The organism is Rothia sp. HMSC064D08 (genome assembly GCF_001809525.1).
Classification (GTDB): domain Bacteria; phylum Actinomycetota; class Actinomycetes; order Actinomycetales; family Micrococcaceae; genus Rothia; species Rothia dentocariosa.
Genome location: NZ_KV797895.1, coordinates 487,887 through 508,896, shown reverse-complemented (window position 1 = coordinate 508,896; position 21,010 = coordinate 487,887). Strand labels below are relative to the sequence as shown.

Sequence of the window (21,010 nt, the reverse complement as noted above, 5' to 3'; positions counted from 1 at the left end):
CCCCCCCCCCGCTCTATATTCTTGTTCGCACATATGCTCGGTCGGGAATATATACAGGTCACAGCACCACATCTAGGTTCACGCACTGGTGCGCCAGAGGCAAAACGCCCCGCATCCTTGCGGTTGAACCTGCTGGATGCGGGGCGCAGAAGCCTTAATTACTTCTTATTGCGGCGCTGGTGGCGAGTCTTGCGAAGCAGTTTACGGTGCTTCTTCTTGGACATACGCTTGCGGCGCTTCTTAATAACGGAACCCATAGGATTTCCTCACTTTTCTAGACCCGGCCAAACCAAACCGGTTTGGTAGCTACCCGGGTATGTTTATACCGGTATAAACGCTCTAAAAGGCATTTTAGGCACAGCAGTACCCAGGCGTTTTGAGAACGCTACCTTCCTAGGGTACAAGGTAATAGCCTATTTTCACCATTTGAAGGGTAGAAAACCTTCGATTTTGCGAGTTTTCTCTCGCCCCCGATGTCTTTTCCACCGCAGCTGATATACATGAGGCGGCGAGAACCACGGGTGCATACTCCCGAGTTCCCGCCGCCCCAGATGGTGGCGCGATAGCGCTAGTGGCGCCTCTTACGGTTCTTCTTCCCCTTCGAGAGGGCACTGGCGCCCTTAGAAGTACCGTTCTGAGCCGGTTTTTTAGCCTCGCTTGCGGATCCCTGCGTCTTAGCCTGCTTCTTCTGAGCAGCAGCCGCTTCCGCTGCGTGCGCCCGCTCGACAGCTCCCAGGACGTCAAAGCCCTCAAAAGGATTCGGAGCACCGTTAGCGTCTACCGCAGTCAGAGCCTTCTTGTTAGCGGATGCAGACTTTGAGGCGCTACCTGCTACGGGCGCAGGCTTTTTCGTCTCGGGTTTCTTCGAAGCCGGTTTTGCTGATGCCTGGGCAATCTCCGAAGGCGACGGGGCGGGTTTTACCGGTGTTTTCTCGGCATCTGCCTGAGCCTTCTGCTTGGGTTGAGAATCCACGGGCTTATTCTCAGTTTCGTTCACCGCAGAAGCAACCGGAGTCGAATCAACACCGCTCAGATTAGCCGTTTCTGGGCGGGCAACCGCTGGAACGGGCTGCGGTATGGCTGCAGCCGCAACCGAAACGTTCTTCGCCGGGGCCTGAGAATCTGAATCCTTGCGATTGGGGCGTTTAACTGCCACGGGCTCAGCGGTCGGGGTCGGCACCGAATCGGGCGAAGGCTCATCTAAAGTAATCGCGCTCTGTAGCTCAGAACGTATCTCTTCCGGAGTTTCCTCCAACTCGACATTCGCCGCCGCCCTTTGGACGGGCGCATCCGAAGGTTCTGCCTTCACAGAGTCAGAAGAATCCGTCTGAGGGGTCTCTGCGGCGGGTTTCTCGCGCTTCGCCGAATCTACGCTCTGTGCAGGGGCGGATGCGGGCTTTTCCGCAGGCTTAGCAGTCTGCGAATCTGTCTTATCCGATGGTGCTGCCTCCGGCGCGGGCTCGGCACTCTTAGAAGTTGCATCGCTCGATGGCTTCGAGGGTTTCGGAGCCTCAGCAGGTTTGGGAGCCTCTGCCGCCTTCGCCGGTGATGGCTCCGCCGCTGGTTTCTTCGGTTCTGTGGAGGCTTCCCGCTCCTGCTCAACCGCCGAAGACTTGGAGGTCTCGGCGGAGGCAGCGGCAGGGGCATCCTCAGGCGATGAAGCAGAAGCGGACTTAGGCTCTACCTTGGGAGGTTCTGCCGCAAATTTCGCGTTGTCCGCGGCTTTCTGCTCGGCCGCCTCCTGCGCCTCAACCAGCTTGACCGCCTGGGTATGCGGCAAATCAAGACCGAAGTAATGGCGAACGCGGCGAATCAGGCTGATGCGCTCGCTCGCAGGCTTCTCCGCTTTCTCTGGCTTTTCGGACTTGCGCGGTGAGAACTGCGCGGGTCGCACGGGCGGCACGTTCCGGCGCAGGGGCGCACGAATAACATCGTCCTCCCCCTCAGCTTCGGTCTGGGTTGAGGTTCCGTTCTCGGCTTGCTGTCCCATGGTGCGCCACGGAATAAGGCCGGTCGCCACAAGCTCTTCGGCGGAAATTTTACCCACCGGAGCCTTCTCGACATAGACTTCCCGAACAGGTTCTTGTTCGTCGGGTATCTCTTCAGCGTCTTTATCCTCGGTGCTTTCGGTCGAGTCTTCGTGAGAGGCAGAGTCGTCCTGCGATTTGCCCTGCGCCTCTTCCGAAGACTTGGATTTTTCGGATCCGTCAGCAGACTTGTCGGGAGCCTTTTCTGCCGTTATCTCTTCAGCAGGCTCTTTGTCCTGTGCATCGTCAGATGCAGACTCACTGGACTCGTCAACCGGCAGAACGTCATCCTCAAATTCGGGCTGCACGCTCTCAAGCTGGGGTTCGTGCGCCGCGGTTTCCTCAAGGGGATCGATCGGAGACTCGTGGGTGCTCTCGACGGTTTCCTGCTGCTCGGGAATGTCAGCCGTGGGAATATCACCCGTGTTCTCGGCGGATGCGGTTTCCCCAGCTTCGTCTTCCTCGAAGCCCACAGCCATCGGGGTCGGCACGCGCATACGCCCTTGACGACGGCGTGAAACGGTGGTTCCTTCACGAATAATTTTTGGAAGCTGCGCGGCCGGAGATTTCTCCTGCTCAGCCTTATATTCTGATTCGGGAATATTCTCGTCGGTATCCTGCTCTGGTTCCGCTTCCTCGTGTTCTTCCACGTCAGCGTCGGCTTCGGGCTCTTCAGAAGAATCAGTGCTTTCCTCGGAGTATTCCTCCTCCTGGAATTCCTCGTCGTCCTCAGAGGGGTCACCAGGCATACCGTTCGGGGTATTTGCCGCCTGATCCAGCTCTATGCCAGCTTCGGAGTATAGCTCTTGCAGCTGGTGGGCAATCAGTTCACGCGCGGTGCGGGCATCGCCGTCTTTGACAGCATCTACAATGGCACGGTTTTCCACCCGGATGCGCGTCATCGTGCTGCTCCACAGCGGCAAACGTCCCATAAGCGACAGCAGTGAATCGAAGGAAGACTGACGGATCGCGACCAGCAAGCCCACGACCAGTTCGTTACCCGCCAAACGCACCAGCCGGTGGTGGAAGGTCAAAAGCTGGTCAAGAAACTCACCAATACTCAGAGTATCGTCTTGGAGCGTCTCAAGGGCCTCATCAACCTCATCAAATGAGACCTTGTCGGGGTCAATATTAGATACCGCCCAGCTCTCAAGCAGGATGCGGGTCTGCAGCATATCGCGGGTTGGGTAACGCGATGTAGACATGTGCAGACGAATGGGCCCCGCGGCCGCAGCCGCCGGTTCCTCATAGAGATAAGGAATGATCTCTTTGCCGCGCCCAGAGTACAGGCGCATCAGTTCCATATCTTCAAGGGTTTTGAGTGCATCTCGGGTTCGGGAACGCCCCACACCGATGGCGTGGGCAATCCGCTGATCGTCAGGAAGGCTTTGACCGAGCTGAATATTGCCTTCAAAAAGCTCGGTCTCAAGCCAGCGCAGAATCTTGCGATGAATAGCCAATGAGAACTCCGTTTATACGAGTTAGAGGTGGGATGCTATGAGAACCGTCGTGCACGCGTGCGGTCTATACCGCACAACACCACGAGACGTATGCTGTGAAATATCCATGTTACCGGCGCCTTCCGAAAACGCGTGAAAGCAGCCCGCGCGGGGGTTCTTTCGGGGTATCTGCAGTGCCGAATGCTGAGGTGTATTCCGTCTGTGTCTGGTACGGAAGTTCCTCGTTCTTACCAGATTTTTCGGACGTCGCGCTCTTCGTCTTGTCAGAGGCGTCGGCTGCCTCTTCGTCCTCTTGAGGACGGGCACCCTGCACGGAACTCATTTCCGGGGTGACGACGGGCAGCACCGCTGTGAAGGTCACGGAATCTGATTTGACCGGCGCATTCTCGGCGAGTTTAGCTTCCACGGCCTTAGCCTCTTCGGATTGTGCCTGCGTCATATTCTGTGCGGCGGCAGGGGCGGCTTCTGCTGGGGTTTCAGCACCCGATTTTTGCGGTTCCTGAGCGGTTGACGATGACTCTTCCACCTGAGCCGCTGGCTTTTTCTCGGGCTCCTGAGTTTTTGCTGCAGCGCCTGAGGAGGCCGTACCTTTAGCGGACCTAACCGTTGCAGGTTTTGCCGGTTCCTTGGTCTCAGGCGAGCCAGCGCTCCCCTGGCCCTTCTCGGCCTGCTGTTTCTGCGCAGTACCCTGTACCGCACGTTCCCCATTTTCCGTGCTCTTTTCGGCAGTGTCGATGCCGTAGCTCACGGTAGAAGATGTGCCGGGCTGGGCGGCGGTTTGTGTGTTGGTCGCGGTGGTTTCGGCGGGCTTATCCTCGGGTTTCTTCTCGGATGCAGCCGCCTGTATCGGGGATTCGGTGGGTTTCGCAGCCTGGGCTGGGATTTCTTGAGAGCCCGTGTGCGCTTCGGTTGCCGCACCGGGTTTTCCAGTATGCGCCTGCGCCGCCCGTTCCGAACCCGGCTTCGGGGCAGAAGCCTCTTCACGAACCGATTGTGTCTGAGTCGATTCTGTTTTCGCGGCGGTTTGAGCCTGCTGCGAAGGTGATTCGGGTTTCTGAGGCTTTGCCTGAGAGCTCTTGTGAACATCATTCACAGGCTTTTGCGCTTCGGCCTTCGCGGCATGAGAGGTCTGTTTAGACTCGGCGGAGCTCGACTTTACAGGCTTAGCGCCCTCGGATTGCTGGGCAGGCTGCTGAGGGCCTGAAACGTGCGTGCGCTCTTGAGTTTGTGCTTCAACGTGAGGCTGTTTCACGTCTTGAGAACGCACGGGAGCCTTAGCCGACTCGGTGCTCTTCACAGGCGGTTCAGTGTTCTTCTGAGCTGACACGCTCTTGTCGTCGGTCTTCTCGCTCTTTACTGCTTCAGGCTTTGCCTGTGCGGTCTTATCCTGCGATTTTGACCGGGGAACAAAGCCGCGAGCCTCGGGCGAGAACCCCTGCTGACCGTCATCAATTCCGTCGTCATACCCATAGGACTGCTGCGGTTTCTCCTGATAGGAAGACCCCGAAGGCGTGAAAGGACGCATGGGAATAAATTCGTTTTCCTCAACGGTTCCGGCGGTTTCTGTGCCCTCTTCCGACGCCGCGGAGGCCGCCTGCTGGGCAGGTTTTGACACGATGCGCGCGGCGGATTTAGTCGAGGTCTTCGGCCCCAGACCGGAGGTCACCGAACTCTCGGCAGAACGTGCCTCTTCATCAAAAATGGCGGGTTTTGCAATCGTGGCGGTCGTCGTCTTCTTCTTAGCAGACGATTCGCCCTCAGCGTGCGAGTCATGAGCGCCAGCCTCGTGGGAAGCGCCCTGCTCATCGCGATCTTTCTGCCCGGAAGCCTTCTCAGCATCCCGCTCGCCCGCAGGGCTCGCTCCGGGCTTCACGCCAACGTTCGCGGAACCGGTAGAACCGGGGAAAGCCTCGAAACGCTTGCGCTGCGAAAGGGTCTTGGATACACGTTCCTGAGGCGTCGGCTCGGGCTGCTCAACGACAGACGAGGATTCAACGGGCTGGGCGGGCGCATCCGAATCCGAGGTCTTATCTTGATCTTGTACATCTTGAGCATGGGCAGTGGCAGCCTCACCAGCGGTTTCATCGGTGGTTTTACCGGTAGCTTTAGGGCGCTGCTCTGTATCTTGATCTTGCTGTTTCTGCTCGTCGGTATCAGACTCGCCAGCGTGCGCAGTTTTCTCAGTCTTGGTCTCGGCGCTGGGCTTTTCAGTTTTTTCGGTTTTCGCGGTGTCATCGCCTGAGGACTCGACAACATCGACAACCTCAATCACGGAAGCCTGTTTAATCTGCGACTCCCGCTGTTCCTTCGTGCTGTGTGCAATCGCCTGTATATCGGCAACCCAGGCGGTGATCTCGTCAAATACTTCAGGGTTCAGCGAATAGAGGCGGCGCTGCCCCTCAACCAGCACGGTGACTGCCCGTGCCTCACGTAGAACCTTAAGGTGCTTTGAGATAGTGGGTTGGCTCATGTTCAAGTGCTCAACAACGGCACCAACAGTACGTGTTTGTTCAGCCAGAAGATGAACGATATTGCGGCGGGTGGGGGCCGCGATCACTGAAAAAACGTCTGATTGCATATAGCGATTATGACATATTTCGGCGTATGCTCGATACCTGTTTTATGGGTTCTAGCCCGAAACTACGCGGTTTTTCGCTAAGCTTTCCGCGTATATTACCAAATGCTCATAATATTCCGTTCTAGCTATATATCGTTTATGGCATATACACGCCCACACAGTGCATGCACCACAACAACCGTTCCAACATTATCCCTAGAAATACCTATGATGTTCCGCTCAGCTGCATGCCTGGGCGATACACTAGAGAAAGCTAAACATCCCCACCAAGACCGTACCCCGCCCAAACTCTGCGCACGATCGGAAAGGAGGCACCCGTGGGACGCTATCTACGTCGCCTGCGCGCGCATCAGCGCAAACGGGTGCGCGATTTTTCTGAGGGTCGCATCTCCACCGCTATCGGCAAGGTTCCGTCTACATCGCCGATGATGTATGAGCAGGAAGAGGTTACTCGCCGCTTCAACCCCTTCGATATCCGAAGCTACGAGAAGCTGCGCAACCTTATTGATACGACTGTTTTCTCTTCACCCTCGCGAACCGCTATCGCGTCCTTCTTTCTGGTGATCATTTTCTTCACCGTAACGTTGAGCCTGCCGATTTCTTCGGTCACGGGCGAACCTGCGCCATTTCACCATGCATTCTTCACCGCCACCAGTGCGGTGACCGTGACCGGTTTGACGACCGTTTCAACAGCGGCCCAGTGGTCAGTATTCGGGCAGGTTATGATTCTGCTCGCCTGTCAGATTGGTGGTTTAGGTGCGCTGACCATGACCTCGCTTCTTGCCCTGGCGATCGGGCGGAAAATGGGTTTGCGCTCTAAACTTATCGCGCAGGAAGAGCTCAGTATCGGGCGTCTCGGTGAGGTCGGCAGCGTGCTTCGTACCGTCGCTTATACCTCAATCGGGATCGAATCGACGATCGCCCTCGTTCTTACCCCGCGTTTTTTGCTTCTTGGCGAGAATCTGCCCACCAGTCTGTGGCACGGTATTTTCTACGCTATTTCGTCCTTTAATAACGCCGGGTTCACCCCGCATTCCGATGGCTTAGTACCCTATGGGCACGATTTTTTCGTGCTCGCACCCGTGAGTATCGCTGTGTTCTTGGGGGCACTCGGGTTCCCCGTGCTGATGACGATTCAGCAGAAACCCTTCCGGCCCCGCGACTGGACTCTAACGACCAAACTCACGGTGACGACCACGAGCATCCTGTTCGTGCTGGGTGCTCTGCTCTGGGGCATAGCCGAATGGGCAAATCCGCGTACTATCGGCAATTACGGCGCGGGTGAGAAAATTCTCAGCTCGATTTTCGCTTCCATCATGACGCGCTCGGGCGGGTTCAACCTGGTCGATATGAACGATATCCGTCCGGTCACCGGCCTCATAACCGATGTGCTCATGTTTATTGGCGGCGGCTCAGCATCTACCGCAGGCGGTGTGAAAGTCACCACGATTGCCGTGATTATGCTTGCAATTATTGCGGAGGCACGCGGCGATCAATTTGTGATGACTTTCGGGCGCACTATCCCGGTGTCGGCGCTGCGCATCGCCATTTCGGTGACGATGATGAGCACCGGAATTGTGCTCGTGGGCACCGGAGTTCTGTTGGCGATAACAGACCAGCCGCTCGCGCGCGTGCTCTTTGAGGTCATTTCCGCATACGCAACATGCGGGCTGTCAAATGGGCTCTCCACGGAACTGCCGCCCTCTGGCATCTATGTGCTTTCCCTGCTCATGTTTATTGGGCGAATCGGCACCATTACCGCCGCCACCGGTTTGGCGCTGAGGTCTCGCCGCCGCCTGTACAAGTACCCCGAAGAAAGGCCCGTCATTGGCTAGTAACCATAACGCCCCCGTACTGATTATTGGGTTGGGACGGTTCGGTTCGGCGACCGCAGCCCAGCTTCACGCCCAGAATAAAGAGGTTCTCGCCATTGAGAAAGACCCCGAGATTGCGCAGAAATGGACGGGCGTACTCACCCATGTGGTCTCGGCAGATGCTCGCGATATTGACGCGCTCAGGCAGTTGGGCGCGAGCGATTTCGGGTCTGCGGTTGTGGGTGTGGGTACCTCGATTGAGGCTTCCGTGCTGATTACCGCGAATCTGGTCGATCTGGGGGTTGAGCGTATCTGGGCGAAGGCGATCACCCCCTCACACGGCAAGATTCTAGAGCGTATTGGCGCGCATCATGTGGTCTACCCGGAGGCGGATGCGGGCCGCCGCGCCGCGCACCTGGTGTCGGGGCGCATGCTGGACTATATCGAGTTCGACGACGATTTCGCGATTGCTAAGATGCGCCCGCCAAAGGAAACTCACGGGTTCACCCTGGCGGAGTCGGATATTCGCGCGAAATACGGGGTGTCTGTGGTGGGTATTAAGTCTCCTGGCGAGGAGTTTACCTACGCGGATGCGGCAACGCGCATCCATTCCCGGGATATTCTGATTGTCTCGGGGCAGGTGGATCTGATCGAGCGTTTCGCGGCCCGCCCGTAGGTTCTGTCTTCCCCTTCTTCGTCATAAAAAGAGCCTTTATTCAAATAAAGGTTCTTTTTATGTAGGGAGTAGGCAGGAGGCGGGGGCTAGTCAGCCGTGTACTGTTCGCTCAGCTCTGCAGAGCGGGCGGCGCAGGCGCGCATAGCATCCTCAGTGAGATCGAAAAGTCCCTTGTCAATAAAGGTATTGATAGCGCGCTCAGTGGTTCCGTTCGGGCTGGTAACAGCCTTACGCAGGGCGGCGGCATCCGGGTTACTATCCAGCAGGTACCCTGCTCCCGCAATCGTTGCGGATGCGAGCCTCTGTGCGGTCTCTTCATCCAGACCGAGCTTCACACCGGCACTCGCCATAGTCTCCGCCAGCAGGAACCCGTAGGCGGGGCCGGATCCCGAAACGGCGGTGACAGCATCCATCTGATCTTCTCGCACCTGCACTACTAGGCCTACGGTCTCTAGGATCTTCTCGGCGAGCGCAAGCTGCTTCTCAGTCACTGCCTCACTCACAGAGATCGCCAGCACGCCTTTACCCACGCTTGAGGGCGTATTGGGCATGCAGCGGATCACCGGCTGCCCCGCAGGAAGAGCCTTCTGCAGCGTATCAAGGGTGACTCCTGCCGCCACCGAAATGACGAGTGCATCCGGGGCGAGGGCGGGCGAAATTTCGCGCGCCAGCTCGACGATTCCATAGGGTTTAACCCCCAGAAGCACTACGGATGCGCCGCTGACCGCCTCACAGTTGGCTTCGGGTTTGAGCTCGCACCCGATCACGACGGCATCTCGCCCTTTAGGACCCAACTGATGGCGCAAGCGGTCTATGGAGTTTTTGCTGCGCACGGTGGCGCGGATAGCTTCTGCGGGGTACCCGCCCTCGATGAGCCCGGCTGCGATGGAACCGTTCATGGAGCCGGTGCCGAGGAATGCTATATATTCGGTCATCTTCGATCCTTACTGTTTGCTTCGTTCGTGTCGCGGGGCGCATGCCGCCCGCACCACAGGGTTTGTTATCTAGCATACAATCCAACACCGGATCCGACTGTTCTCCGCCTGTATTCCGATACAAAAAAGGGTTGCGGTTCGCGACTAGAATGTAAAACGATGAAAACACGTCTGATTCGCTGTGCCCACCTTCTGCTGTGCACCGTGCTGGTTGGCGCGGCCACCGGTGGCGGGGCGATTATTCTGCACTACCTCCTGGATATCATGCAGGAGGTCACGTTCGGGCATACGGAGGCGGAGCATCCGATCGTGACGGATCACAGCGATACCGTTCGACGTGTGCTGGTGTTGATCGCGGTGGGCGCGGTGGTCTCCATCATCTGGTTTTTACTTCAGCGGCGCACTAAGCTGGCGTCTGTTAAAGCGCAGATTCGCGGCGAAACTCCGCAGGAGCGCCGCCCGGGATTTCTACGGCAAACCCTGCACAGCCTCACTCAGATTGTGGCCGTGGGTGCGGGTGCACCGGTGGGTAAAGAGGTTGCCCCGCGCGAGCTGGGCGCACTGTTTGCTGGGCGTCTGGCGGATCTGATGCGCATCCCGCAGACCGTGCGCCCGGTGTTGGTAGCCTCGGCTGCGGCGGCGGGTTTAGCGGCTATGTATCAGGTTCCGGTGGGCGGTTTTGTTTTCCTGTTTGAGGCTCTCGGTTTAGCCCTGTCACTGCGCAATATTTTCACGGGTGCGATCCTGATTTTTGTGGCAACCTGCACCGCGCATCTGGTGATTCCGGATGCGCCCACCTACCCCGTCCCGCAGCTGCAGACCACCGGTGAATCGCTGCTGCTCGCGGTTGTTCTTGGTCTGGCTATCACTCCCCTGGCGCTGTGGTTCCGGGCGGCGTCTCAACGCGCAGAGAGCCGCAAGACCACGAATCGGAACGTGCTCTGGCGGCTTCCTCTGGTACTTGCGTTGGTGGCGGTGACCTCGATTTTCCTGCCGGAGATTCTGGGAAACGGCCGACCGCTGACCCAGCATATTTTCGATGCCGCATCCGGTTTATCTTCGGACTCCGGCAGGCTTGACACGGCCACCTTAAGCCAGGCGCTTCTCTATGCTCTCGCACTGCTGGCAGCCAAAGCGATCCTGGTGGTGGCGAGCCTGCGCAACGGTGCCTACGGAGGCACGCTCACACCGGGGTTAGCCTTGGGTTCCGCCTGCGGTTTCGTGCTTACAGGCACTCTAATCCTCGTATTCCCGACGCTGACTCAGCCTCAACCGGGCGCGGGAGCGCTTCATGCATCAGAACTTCTCGGGACCGCCGGGCTGCTGGGCGCAGTCACTTTCCTGAGCCTGTCGATGAACGCCCCGCTAAGCGCCTGCGCCCTAATTCTCGGGTTCGCCGGGCAAGACTGGCAGGCGTATGCGCCTTTCGCGGTAGCGGTCGGGGTGGCATGGGGTGTCAAATACCTGTGGATGCGCCTGGGCAACAAAACACAGCGCACCCCGCAGACCGTAACGCCTGGCCAGCGTTAAGATCGGCTGGCTGAGCACCTGTAAGGGAATTTCGCGTGCTTTACGCGTGTCGCACAGGTGGCATGCACGGGTTTCTTGCGTGGATGCGACTATAATAATTTACTTTACAGTGCATCTATTTTAGGTGTGTTCAGCTTCTTCTACCCGCCGTCGGTTTCATAACTACAGTACTGCGGGCGAAGATTCGCCGGGTTTTCCGGGCTATACACACACCCGAAAGAGGGTGCCTGCCGCGCATCCGACTGCAGACTCAAGCTCGACTATACATATGGTGTTGTGCAAGGTAACTTCGTGTTGTACGCTGACTTGGAGATATCTCTCGCTATCCTTAAAGAGCCCAATATTTCCGGGGTGTTTAGGCAACTCGTGCCCGTTTTGGGTACTATTGCAGAGGTTATCCCGCGAAATTCCAGTTCGCAGCCTAGCCATACCGCTAACCGCGCCTTAGCTGAGCTCTTACCGGTGCCTAGCACCCGCTGGATTTTCTAGGCGGAAAACCACCCCGCCCGCACCGGCTCAACACCTGCCCACAGACTTTAACACCAGCCACAGCATCCGAGGGAGACACGATGAGCGATAAGAATCCTCATACCTCTGAGCGCATACAGGATTCGCACCACCAGGGAGGTGCGCCTTTCAGCAATCCTCGACGCTCTCAGACTTCGACGACTGTGCAGCACGCGCAGGAAGAATCACCTGCCCAAAACTCGCTGCCCCCTCAGGATGCCGGGCCGGATGCGCACACCCAGACCTCGCAGGCAGCGCAGGATCCGCAAGACGCGAAGACTCAAGAGTCCGCTCAGAAACCTGCCGAGGATTCCCCGACCGAGAGCGCTCACGCTACCCAGTCCACACCGTGGGGCTCACAGACCTCAAAGCCCCAGCCTGCCGAGGCCGAGAGCGCTCAACCCGCCGCCGTTGAGATCGATACGAACACCCCTGCGGAGGCGCTTCCCCAGAGCATTTCGCGCCCGGACGCTGACGAGGCTGTTCACCACGAAAATACGCAGACCCGTCAGCTGCCGGTACAGAGCCGACCTGAGCAGGGCCCGCTAAGCTCATATCTTTCGGAGAAACCACAGGATTCTGAGGCTCCTGAACCCGCCGTCGCACACGCGGAGGCACCGGAGGCTGAACCTGCCGATAACATTCCGCAGTCCATCTCGCGCCCGGATGCTGACGAGGCTGGCGACGCGGAAGACGTGAGGACCCGCCAGCTTCCCGCCCAGGCCCAGGAACAGGGCGCATTCCCGTCCATCGCCGATACGATGTCTGCCGCTCGGGCAGAGCGCGGGTCTAGTACACCTGCCGACTCCGCCGCATCCGAGGCACAGGCTTCCACAGAGAAAACCGGGGCTAAGAAGGTGTATGAAGACACCATGCCCGCATCCGCAATTCCGATCATTACGGCGAACACCCCAGCGGTATCGGTCGGGGCACCGGCAAGCGGTCAGATAGCCGCAACTACAGGGGCGGTGCCTGCGGGTGCCGAGAAAACCCCCGAGCAGAAACGTTCGCGCGAGCTCAAGACCATTGTTACGGTAACCGCGATTCGTACCGTTCTGCTTGCCGCATGCCTGGTGATGTATGGCTTCGGCTTTGGTGGCGGCGGAACCTTCAACATGATGCTCGGCTACGGCGGCGCAGTGTATATGCTCGTGCAGATTGCGGCGTGCATTTTCGCGGTGCGCTCGAAGTCTACGAAGGGCATGCGCATCCTGAATGGAATTAGCGCCGGATTGGGTATTATTCTGCTGATCGTCACGGCGATCGTCTATGCTGGCTGGTCGGGTGAAGATTCTTCAGCCGGGGCCTATATCTTCATCATGGCGGATATTATTCTGAGCGTGATTATTGCTTCGGCTCGCTCGATTATCGAGCAGCCGAAGGACGACGTTGAACCCGAGAGGTTAGCGCGCGAATAGGCGATCGCTCCCCCTAATCTAAGGTCGGATGCGCCGGGTACGATCCTGGCGCATCCGACTTTTGTATACACCCTTGTGAAAATGCCAGACTCTACGGCGGAAAACTATCGGCTGGCACGGTTTGGGACTAAATGCCTGTGTACCCCGTCAAAGGACTGCAGACACTTCTAGTCCTAGAAAAACCTGCCTAATCGGCCGATTTGTTACAGACTGTGACGTCATGCCTTGTTTACTAGACACTCGTGCTTCTTCCCCGGTATAACGCCTTCAAACCCTCGGTTGAACATGTGTATATCTGAGCTGTATTTAGCTTACGAACATTAAGTTTTGATAAATCATCCCTGAGTATGAGGGTTTTTAATGCCGCAAAGGCATAGTATAGAAACTCAACCTATACACCAGACATGCTTGCGAACCATATTTTGGGGGAATCATGAGCACACGAGCAGCATCTGCGGGAGCGTACACCGCCCTAGGTGGTATTGAGCGTGCGCACGGCATCCCGCAGCGTGGCTCGGGTGAGGTTACCTTCAGGCATACGTTGGCATCCGTGGGGTACACGGTACGCGTTCTGTTTATGGTACTCCCGTATGTGATGACGTTCTTCGCGCTTCTGGTGAGTGGCGATTTGACTAGCGACTGGAGCCACATACTGTTCCACCCGATGGGGCAGTTCATTCTGGTATACGCGCTGGGGCATATTGTTGCGAACGTGTGCTTCAATTTTCGGATGGGCACCGGGCTGGTGCGGTCCGTCAATGCTTTAGGCGCGGTACTGTGTGTGGCGGTTTCTCCGCTGTGGTTCCGGCTGCTCACGAGCGGTAACCTGGCGCTGGATGCGCTGTGGACGCTCACGATCGTGCCCCTTGAGTTTGTGGCGTGCTTGACGTTTTACATGCACGCGGTACGGAGGGATGGGTAGACCCCTCCAGACCCTCGCACAGTGTCAGTGAGAGCACCTCCCTAGTGAGCACCCGACGTTCGTTCTTCCGTCGGGTGCTCACTCTCTGTCCAAAACTTTTCGCAGCGATACCAAAGCGATAGCGAAAAATTGCATGGGGAACACGGTCTTCGCTTCTGGATTTTAGATACCCCGCATATTCTCGCGCGTAACAGCGCATAAGAGCGGGTAAAAGCTCCACCTGTTAAGTGCAGTGTTACCAAAATAACGCCTTGTCACGGAATATTGAAACACTGTTTATGTGGCGTGGGGTGTCTCAGATTCAACTTAAAGGTGTAAAATTCCTGCTGAAGACTAGCTCTACGACAAGTACGGCATTAGACACCCACTCGCCACAAGGAGCCCCGTCATGGACGACCACCGCCTCAACGCAGAGTCACGCATACAAAGCATTACAGAACCGCCACTTTTAGAACCTTCTAAGCCGCGGACTGCCAGACCTATCGCCTGGTCAATTCTTATATGTGCGATTCTCTGCGTAATAGCCGCAATTATTATTCCATTCCTCACCAAACAAACCACTCTCTCACTTGTGCTGTATGCGATCGGCGGTATGCTCACAGTTCTCGCACTCATCATATTCGCCCGCCGGAACCGGACAAGCGTGGCGACGGTCGCCCACAAAAGCGTTGATATTTTTGGCGTTACACGCGCAGAACGCGAGTCTATCTACCAGCAAGCTACCGCTCAGCTTGAGGATCAGCAGGCGAAAACGCGGCAGAAAAGTCTCTATACCCTGCTTGCGCTCGTCGATAAATGCCTTGAGGACGAAACTTTAAGCTACGAAGACAGCAATAAGGAGGGGCAGCGCATCGTCAATAAGATCAGCGGGTACATTCAGTCTCCGCCGATTTTTGACCCGCACGCCCTGGAGCTTACGCACGGCGCATTTCACGCGAAGAGTGCCCTTCTGCGCGAAGAAGCTGAGCTGCGTTTCGGCCTGATGCAGCAGATTCGTGACCGTCTGCGCGCCCCCTCGGATGCAGGCGGCTACCAGGACGGCCCGTGGACGAACTTTGAATATGATTTTTCGGGAAGCACCTTCTTCTACCCCATCGAGTTCAGCCGAGTCTTCTTCAATAAGACCGCCGATTTCAGCGGGTGCACCTACAGGTACGAAGCCGATTTTAGCGGCACGATCTACCGTAACTGGGCGGATTTCCGCGGTTCTACCTATCTGGCGCACGCAAACTTTAGTGGGTCTTCGTACCACGGCGCGGCATCGTTGAACGATTCCGTATACCGCAGCACCGCAGACTTTAGCGGCAACCTGTACCTGGATCAGGCGAACTTTAGCGGGTCTACGTACCATGAGGCGGTAACTTTCGTGAATTCCACGTACCGCAACTGGGCGGTGTTCCGTAACTCAACGTACCTTGGCGCGGTGGATTTCAGCCGCTCTGACTACCATAATCAGGCGAACTTCCATAACTCCGTCTACACCGGTACCGTGACCTTCAACAACTCCGTTTATCATAATCAGGCGAACTTTCATAACTGCGTGTACACGCGGGTGGCAAGTTTTGGCGACTGCACCTATCATCGGGCGGATTTCAGCGGGTCTGTCTACACGGACGACGTGCATTTCAATCACTGCCGTTACGGTGGCGATGTGTATTTCCGCCGGTCTGTTTATAACGGTTGGGCTGATTTTCAGGGTTCGGTGTACGGCAAGTGGGCGAATTACACGAGTTCGCTGTACTACGGTCTGGCGGGGTTCCAGAACTCGACGTATGCCGACAAGGCGCTCTTTAGGGGTTCCGTGTATGGTAATGCGGTAACCTTCCAGGGTTCTGTCTTTACCGACGCGGCACCCGCTTTCATGAATGTTGAGGCGTGGGCGCAGTACATTTCGTTCTTCGCACCGACGGAGAATGTCTTCTCTCTGGGGCAGGGCTACGCTATCGATACCGGTGCATCCGGGCTGCCGAGCGAGTGCCCGCCGCTGGCTGTGGAGCATCGGCAGTATTTGGCGCATAAAAACGGGGAGCTGCAGGAGATCACCCAGCATCTTCACGGCGACGATGCGCGCAGCACCGATAAGCTGGGTCTGACCAAGGAACTTTCGGGCAGGCTGAAGTCTACCGTTGAGGAACTGCACGCCTGGCGCGAGAAAATCACGACGATCCCGCTGCAGGAGCAAGACCGCCAGCAGGTAGGGGTTTAGGGGGTTCTCTCCCCTATCTCTTGCGCGTCCTGCATAAAAAGGCTCTTTATTCGAATAAAGCGTACTTTTCGCCTCTTTATTCGGATAAAGAGCCTTTTTTAGTGGCTGAAATCTGTAGGCAGCGAGCAAGGATACGGTAGGGTGAAGGGGCACGCCCCAACCACCACGCAAGGAGCCACCCGCCATGACCACCGGAGACGAGAATACACTGAATACTTCACGGCAGGAGCGTTACCTAAAAGCCGTCGAATTGCTCGACTCCGCACACTCGTACACACGGCTGGGCGCGGTGCACGCACTCGTGGCGCTGGCAGATGAATACCTTACCGATGAATCCTTATTGGCGGAAGAAAAGCGCACAGAGGGCCAACGCATCGTAGATGTTCTCTGCGCTTATATCCGCGCCCCTTTTGAACTCACTTCGCACTACTACGAGCTGACCAAAGAGGAACCGACCGGATTTTACGCTGACTCGCCTGAGAAATTCAGCACCGACCGTTCGGCTTTCCGGGAGGAGGCGCATATTCGGCAGACACTTATCGAGAAGATCAGCGATCGTATGCGGTGGTCCTTGGCTGGTGGTGTAGCGGAGTTTCCTCGTGGATACCCAGAGCACGATTGCGTTGTTCCGGGGAGCTGGTCTGGGTTTACGTATGATTTTTCGGGTAGTGTGTTCTTTTACCCGGTTGATTTTGTACGGACTTTCTGGGGTGAGACCGCGAATTTTGCGGGGTGTACGTATTTTTCACGGGTGCAGTTTAGCGGCTCATTCTTCGCGCAGGGTGCCCTGTTGTGTCGCTCTAATTACCATGAGGACACGGCTTTTAACGGCTCGTATTACGCTGGGGATGCCGATTTTTCGGGTTCGCTCTATCACGGCGCTAACGATTTTATGGGAAGCGCCTACGGTGAAACGGCGAGCTTCAAGGGTTCCGTCTTTGATGGTTGGGCGGGTTTTACCGATTCTTCGTATAGCGGTTCTGCCGATTTTAGTGCCTCGATGTACCGTGCGGGCTGTGATTTCAGTTCTTCGCATTATAGGCAACAGGCTATTTTTGAGAACTCTTTCTATGGCGGAGCGGCAATATTCCACCAATCTGTTTATCGAGGAAATGCGGATTTCGGTTTTTCCGTGTATGCAGACCAGAGCGATTTCAGCGGGTCTTCATACTGCGGTATGGTTCGTTATCTGGGGTCTATATATGCCCAGACAGTCGATGCGGGGGCATGTGATTACGCCCAAGAACCGCTCTTCGTTTCGGGCACGAACGAGGATGATGTGGCTTCTATTTTTGGGTCTGATCAGAACACTTTTGCTGGTGTGGAGGCTGAAGCTTCGGGGCTTCCGCTTGGTTGCTGGTTTATGAGTTCTGCCGAAGTGGAGTATCTTGCCGAGCATGAGCAGGAACTTTCGCAGATTCTAGAAGAGATGCGCCAGACCGGAGATGCAGGTGAACGCAAGGAATTGCGCGGAAGGCTTCGGAATTTCCTCACGGATGTACTGGTGTGGCGAGATTCGGCAACTCAAGTTGGTGAAGGGTTAGCGGATCGTCCCATGAGTGCACCGGATACCCCATCCTCTGGCGATACAGAGGCTGCTTGGGATGCATGGTTCTGGGAGCATATGACCCCTGAGACTCCCTAAGTTTGTTGTTCACGAGATGGCAACGAATGTACTAACCAGCAACTAGAAAATCCTGTGGCGTACCCGAAAGATACGGTAGGGTAGAATGCAGAAAGAAATCACCAAGTCGTTAGGAACTCACCATATTATGGTAGAGAAATATAACTCTACAAGTTCTACCCCTGTAAGGGAAACCCCTACTCCTCCCAGCCACAAATCTATAAGATCACATATATTGTTTCTCATAGCTACTATAATGATAATCAGTTTATTATGTATATATATTGCGCTTGAATGGATATACTCAACGTCGAATCTATCTGGTGATATGCTACTCTCTACAATGCAGGCACAATTATCTCTACGGATTACGATAATCTGCATTACCTTTGCCATAATTTTTGGGTTGCTACTGTTAAATCTAAAGCAACAAAAAAGATACATTAACTCCCAAAAAATTCGCATAAAAATCTTAGAAGAGAATATTCATAAATCTACCGAAGATTCTTTCACTATCCGTCAGGATAATAGGCGTAAAAAGTATATAGATGGCGTAGAAAAACTTTGGGACAAAAACGCACACGTTCGCCTAGGGGGAGTTCATGCTCTTGCCGACCTTATAGACGAGTGGCTTAAAGAAAAATACTTAGATTATCAAAAGCGGCTTGAGGAAGGTCAAGTTATCATAAATGTTCTATGCACCTACATACGCTCTTCATTCACTTTAGAGTCAAAATATAAGGAGCTATCACAAAATGATCCTAATGGAAGTTACCAGGAGGATAAATATCACCAAAATTTTTACGAAGATCAAGAAAGTTTTAAGGCGGAAAAAGCTGTTCGCATAAGTATTATACAAAAAATTCGCGAACATCTACAGAGCTCCCCGGATAGTAACAATGAGAACCTTGGAGGAGCATGGTCAGATTTTAACTACGATCTTTCAAGAATAAATTTCTTTTACCCTGTAGACCTTAGTGGGGCGCACTATAATAAATCAATTAACTTCAATAGCTCTACATATAAAGAAGAAACCAATTTCAGCTACTCTACATACAGAGGAAGCGTTGATTTTAGTGGATCTTCATACTACAAAGAGGTCAATTTTGAAGGTTCTACTTATATGAATTATGCACACTTTATCGAATCCCTATATTACGGTGGAGGAAATTTCAAAAAATCAAATTACGAAAGAAAAGCATCATTTAGAAAATCACTTTATTGTGGTTCTATTGATTTTGGTGAGTCAGTGTATAAAAATAGTGTAGATTTTAATGATTCATACTACCTTGGCTCAGTTAACTTTAAATATTCAACCTACCACGGTAATGCCTACTTCAATTCCTCACTGTATACTGGTTATGCCAATTTCAGGTATTCAAAATATCATAAAGGTTCTGATTTTAGGATGTCCACTTATGCTAAGGAAGTCAGGTTCGGTTCATCAACTTATGATAGTTGGGTGAATTTTTATGGATCAATATTTCATAAATCTGCATATTTTGAATTTTCCACCTACAATGTTGAGCCTCCTCTATTTGCGATAGATCTTGAATATGTACAATATACTACATTATTTAATGCTAAAAACAATACTTTTCACGCCCGCACAGATAGCCCTTATAACATAATTCTAAATTCATCAAAATTACCCACTTCATGCACCCCTGTGACCCGAGAACAGAAAAAGGAAATTAACTATCTATTCCATAAAATATTTGATTCTATAAAAAATCTACCATCATTCCCAAAGATGTCTCTAGAGGACCTGCAATCCATATGTGGGTGGATGGATAGCAGGAAAGATGATCTCACAGCCACATGTCCAGACATCGAGTAAGTCAAGTGTACACAAAAGGAATCTTAGGTTGTATCTCAAGATTTTGAGATTCACCATGAAATAAAGAGGTTGTAGATTAGTGTAGGAGTGTATATATCTAGCCCTCACGAAAAAATTTCTAGTCTCATGAATAATACGTCAACTTTAAAAACCTCACGGCAGGAGCGATTTCTGAAAGCCGTCGAATTGCTTGACTCTGCCCACTCGTACACACGGCTGGGCGCGGTGCACGCACTCGTGGCGCTGGCAGATGAATACCTTGCCGACCAAGCTTTACAGGCGGAAGAAAAGCACCTAGAGGGCCAGCGCATCGTAGATGTTCTCTGCGCCTATATCCGCTCCCCTTTTGAGCTTGCGTTTCGGTACGATGAGCTCTCGCAGGATAAGCCCAGCCCTCACGGCAGCTATCGAGAGAACCACCAAGAGTTTTCCGTACACAGAGCAGAGCTTTTGGCAGAAGCAAAGGTTCGTCAGCAGGGTTTGCAGGAAATTCACCGCCGGTTGCGCCATTTTCTTCAGGGTGACAGAAGGAGTTATGTAGAAGGCCCTTGGTCTGGATTTGAGTACGATTTCTCGAATAGTGTTTTCTTCTACCCGGTTGATATGAAGGATTCCTGGTATCAGAATTCCGTTGATTTCAACGGGTGCACGTACTATGCCAGCGCCGAGTTCAGCGGTTCTACTTATGAACGAAGCGCCTATTTTTGCGATTCTACGTACTACGATTGGGTTTTCTTCAACAACTCAACCTATTTTGGCGAAGCCCAGTGGAGCGGATCTACGTACCATGATTCGGCGCGTTTCAGCTGGTCTGTTTACTATGGTGAGGTTTCCTTCCACGATTCTGTTTACGGTGGTTCGGTCTTCTTCGATCAGTCTCTCTACTACGATGAGGTTTTATTCTATAGCTCTACTTATGGGGGCGAGGCAGGAATCGACGGCTCGATCTACCGAGGCCCAGTTTTTGTGAGTGATTCAGTCTTTGACGGCGAGGTTTCCCTGTACGGGTCTGTTTTCTGCGGTACTTTGAATTTTGGTACCGATTTTTTCGGGGAACCGTATCCTTCGCGGTTTGTTCAGAGCGCACCCTGTTTTGTTGCTGAAAAGAATGCGCGGGCAACGTTATTTGGCTCATCCAGCAATGATTTTGTGGTTGAAGATAGCGGTTACTCTATAGCTCTCGGATCTGACGGTCTTCCTCTGGGATGCGGTTTTCTATCTACAGGACAGGCAGACTATCTTGCGACAAAGTTCCGGGAGGTGTACAAGGCGCGAACTTCTCTTCGTGACTCGCAGGTCCCACAAGAGCGGCGAGAGCTTCAGGAGAAGTTGGAGTGGTTCAGCGAAGAGCTACGAACCTGCCGGAAGGACGTTACTACCCTGCCGCTTAGCAGCTAAATTTCCTGCATGGATGGGCTTATCTACGGTAGGGTAGAAAAGGAATAAATCGCTCACTCATGAGGAATAGATAGT

14 protein-coding genes are annotated in these 21,010 nt (G+C 54.4%); 10 read left to right on the top strand and 4 right to left on the bottom strand.

Annotated elements, in window-relative coordinates:
* Nucleotides 1–158: 158 nt before the first annotated feature.
* From HMPREF2625_RS10730 to HMPREF2625_RS04480, 3 genes are all read right to left on the bottom strand, one after another.
* A complete protein-coding gene (locus tag HMPREF2625_RS10730; protein WP_005504750.1) occupies nucleotides 159–257 on the bottom strand; it encodes a 30S ribosomal protein bS22 in 99 nt (32 codons plus the stop codon).
* Nucleotides 258–568: 311 nt separating this feature from the next.
* On the bottom strand, nucleotides 569–3,487 hold the full coding sequence (locus tag HMPREF2625_RS04485) for an FCD domain-containing protein (protein ID WP_070522223.1): 2,919 nt from the start codon (nucleotides 3,485–3,487) through the stop codon (nucleotides 569–571).
* A 109-nt stretch (nucleotides 3,488–3,596) separates the two neighbouring features.
* Nucleotides 3,597–6,044 (bottom strand): metalloregulator ArsR/SmtB family transcription factor, encoded by a 2,448-nt coding sequence (locus tag HMPREF2625_RS04480; protein ID WP_246826661.1) that lies wholly within the window; start codon nucleotides 6,042–6,044, stop codon nucleotides 3,597–3,599.
* Between the two features lie 446 nt (nucleotides 6,045–6,490).
* On the opposite strand from HMPREF2625_RS04480, the gene HMPREF2625_RS04475 reads away from it, so the two are divergent.
* Nucleotides 6,491–7,900 carry a TrkH family potassium uptake protein gene (locus tag HMPREF2625_RS04475; RefSeq protein WP_070522662.1) on the top strand — a complete coding sequence of 470 codons (1,410 nt, stop codon included), beginning with the start codon at nucleotides 6,491–6,493 and terminating at the stop codon, nucleotides 7,898–7,900.
* Nucleotides 7,893–8,555 (top strand): potassium channel family protein, encoded by a 663-nt coding sequence (locus HMPREF2625_RS04470; RefSeq protein WP_004005437.1) that lies wholly within the window; start codon nucleotides 7,893–7,895, stop codon nucleotides 8,553–8,555. The genes HMPREF2625_RS04475 and HMPREF2625_RS04470 overlap by 8 nt, the downstream gene beginning before the upstream one ends.
* A gap of 86 nt (nucleotides 8,556–8,641) precedes the next feature.
* Here HMPREF2625_RS04470 and proC read toward each other — a convergent pair whose 3' ends face one another.
* Nucleotides 8,642–9,490 carry a pyrroline-5-carboxylate reductase gene (proC, locus tag HMPREF2625_RS04465; RefSeq protein WP_070522217.1) on the bottom strand — a complete coding sequence of 283 codons (849 nt, stop codon included), beginning with the start codon at nucleotides 9,488–9,490 and terminating at the stop codon, nucleotides 8,642–8,644.
* 159 nt (nucleotides 9,491–9,649) lie between these two features.
* On the opposite strand from proC, the gene HMPREF2625_RS04460 reads away from it, so the two are divergent.
* The 8 genes from HMPREF2625_RS04460 (at nucleotide 9,650) to HMPREF2625_RS04425 (ending at nucleotide 20,935) form a co-directional block, all read left to right on the top strand.
* Nucleotides 9,650–11,020 carry a chloride channel protein gene (locus tag HMPREF2625_RS04460; RefSeq protein WP_070522214.1) on the top strand — a complete coding sequence of 457 codons (1,371 nt, stop codon included), beginning with the start codon at nucleotides 9,650–9,652 and terminating at the stop codon, nucleotides 11,018–11,020.
* 291 nt (nucleotides 11,021–11,311) lie between these two features.
* Nucleotides 11,312–11,509, top strand: a complete 198-nt coding sequence (locus HMPREF2625_RS04455) for a hypothetical protein (RefSeq protein WP_041321543.1) — start codon at nucleotides 11,312–11,314, stop codon at nucleotides 11,507–11,509.
* An 80-nt stretch (nucleotides 11,510–11,589) separates the two neighbouring features.
* Nucleotides 11,590–12,945, top strand: coding sequence for a hypothetical protein (locus tag HMPREF2625_RS04450; protein WP_070522211.1), 1,356 nt, complete (start codon nucleotides 11,590–11,592; stop codon nucleotides 12,943–12,945).
* Between the two features lie 433 nt (nucleotides 12,946–13,378).
* Nucleotides 13,379–13,867: a hypothetical protein gene (locus HMPREF2625_RS04445; RefSeq protein ID WP_070522208.1), complete on the top strand. Its 489-nt coding sequence runs from the start codon at nucleotides 13,379–13,381 to the stop codon at nucleotides 13,865–13,867.
* A gap of 388 nt (nucleotides 13,868–14,255) precedes the next feature.
* Nucleotides 14,256–16,073 (top strand): pentapeptide repeat-containing protein, encoded by a 1,818-nt coding sequence (locus HMPREF2625_RS04440; protein ID WP_070522205.1) that lies wholly within the window; start codon nucleotides 14,256–14,258, stop codon nucleotides 16,071–16,073.
* Between the two features lie 184 nt (nucleotides 16,074–16,257).
* Nucleotides 16,258–17,718: a hypothetical protein gene (locus tag HMPREF2625_RS04435; protein ID WP_070522203.1), complete on the top strand. Its 1,461-nt coding sequence runs from the start codon at nucleotides 16,258–16,260 to the stop codon at nucleotides 17,716–17,718.
* A gap of 85 nt (nucleotides 17,719–17,803) precedes the next feature.
* Nucleotides 17,804–19,537 carry a hypothetical protein gene (locus HMPREF2625_RS04430; protein WP_141745413.1) on the top strand — a complete coding sequence of 578 codons (1,734 nt, stop codon included), beginning with the start codon at nucleotides 17,804–17,806 and terminating at the stop codon, nucleotides 19,535–19,537.
* A gap of 126 nt (nucleotides 19,538–19,663) precedes the next feature.
* Nucleotides 19,664–20,935, top strand: coding sequence for a hypothetical protein (locus tag HMPREF2625_RS04425; protein WP_070522197.1), 1,272 nt, complete (start codon nucleotides 19,664–19,666; stop codon nucleotides 20,933–20,935).
* The last annotated feature ends 75 nt before the right edge of the window (nucleotides 20,936–21,010 follow it).

Coding starts and splice junctions, on each gene's coding strand:
- HMPREF2625_RS10730 (WP_005504750.1), bottom strand. CDS start 257: ATGGGTTCCGTTATTAAGAAGCGCCGCAAGCGTATGTCCAAGAAGAAG.
- HMPREF2625_RS04475 (WP_070522662.1), top strand. CDS start 6,491: ATGATGTATGAGCAGGAAGAGGTTACTCGCCGCTTCAACCCCTTCGAT.
- proC (WP_070522217.1), bottom strand. CDS start 9,490: ATGACCGAATATATAGCATTCCTCGGCACCGGCTCCATGAACGGTTCC.
- HMPREF2625_RS04460 (WP_070522214.1), top strand. CDS start 9,650: ATGAAAACACGTCTGATTCGCTGTGCCCACCTTCTGCTGTGCACCGTG.
- HMPREF2625_RS04450 (WP_070522211.1), top strand. CDS start 11,590: ATGAGCGATAAGAATCCTCATACCTCTGAGCGCATACAGGATTCGCAC.
- HMPREF2625_RS04445 (WP_070522208.1), top strand. CDS start 13,379: ATGAGCACACGAGCAGCATCTGCGGGAGCGTACACCGCCCTAGGTGGT.
- HMPREF2625_RS04440 (WP_070522205.1), top strand. CDS start 14,256: ATGGACGACCACCGCCTCAACGCAGAGTCACGCATACAAAGCATTACA.
- HMPREF2625_RS04435 (WP_070522203.1), top strand. CDS start 16,258: ATGACCACCGGAGACGAGAATACACTGAATACTTCACGGCAGGAGCGT.
- HMPREF2625_RS04430 (WP_141745413.1), top strand. CDS start 17,804: ATGCAGAAAGAAATCACCAAGTCGTTAGGAACTCACCATATTATGGTA.
- HMPREF2625_RS04425 (WP_070522197.1), top strand. CDS start 19,664: ATGAATAATACGTCAACTTTAAAAACCTCACGGCAGGAGCGATTTCTG.